At 49.9% G+C, this 903-nt stretch carries 1 protein-coding gene; it reads left to right on the top strand.

The annotated features are described in order from the left end of the window. A partial coding sequence (locus tag A8707_RS26290) for a peptidoglycan DD-metalloendopeptidase family protein (protein WP_156518914.1) occupies positions 1–794 on the top strand: 794 nt, incomplete at its 5' end. Positions 795–903 lie beyond the last annotated feature (109 nt).

Genomic DNA, 903 nt, shown 5'->3' with positions numbered 1-903 from the left:
ACACCACTCCCATTAATGTCCGTGCCAATCCATCTACTCTGGCAGAACCTTTGCACTACGGATTTGCTGGAGATCGGGTCGAGATTCTCAACCAAACTCAAAGTAATGGAGAGCTTTGGTATGACGTGAAGTTCGACCGCTCCGGTGCGGTGGGCTGGGTACGAAGCGATCTCGTGCATCTGCTAGCAACGATGCCTCAGCCCAAGTTGAGTGAACCTCCGTTTCGAGCGCCAGTACCGAACGCCTCTACCGCCCCCAAGGTGCTCAATCAGTCCTCGAATTGCACGCTGACCTATCCCGTTCCTCATCCCCACGTTAACTTTGGCTTCGGTCTATCTCCAGACCCCTTTAATCCTGGACAAACTCGATTTCACACCGGGGTTGACTTTGACGGCAAGATTGGGAATCCCATTTACAGTCCTATTTGTGGGGTCGTGATTTATGTGGGCAGAGAAACTGATATCACAAACTACGATTCGGGCTACGGCTGGCACATCAAGCTGAAAGATGATGAAGGACGGATTCACCTTTTTGGTCATATTACGAAGTCATACGTCCAGGTTGGGGACTTGGTACAATCCTCTCAACATATTGCTGATATTGGGAGCAACGGAAATTCAACCGGTCCTCATCTGCACTATGAGATTCGAGAAGGGGCGGATGACCATGACCACGCGGTTGATCCAAGGTTATTTCTAGCTCATGCAAAGCAAGTCCCCAATCTCGAAACTCAACCGATTCAGGTAGGGGGTGCTGTAGATTCTCAACAGAGCGCTTCTCCACTTCATTTCTAGTCTGCGGCTGACAGAATTGCATCGGCTAAAACGCAGGGAGCGCTCGATTTCGCCCTTCTTGCATAGGAGTGGAGAAATTTTGCCAGTTCAACCCACTCTGATATTTAGA

It is taken from the genome of Phormidesmis priestleyi BC1401, from assembly GCF_001650195.1.
GTDB lineage: Bacteria > Cyanobacteriota > Cyanobacteriia > Leptolyngbyales > Leptolyngbyaceae > Phormidesmis_A > Phormidesmis_A priestleyi_B.
This window is presented reverse-complemented; position numbering and strand designations above follow the sequence as displayed.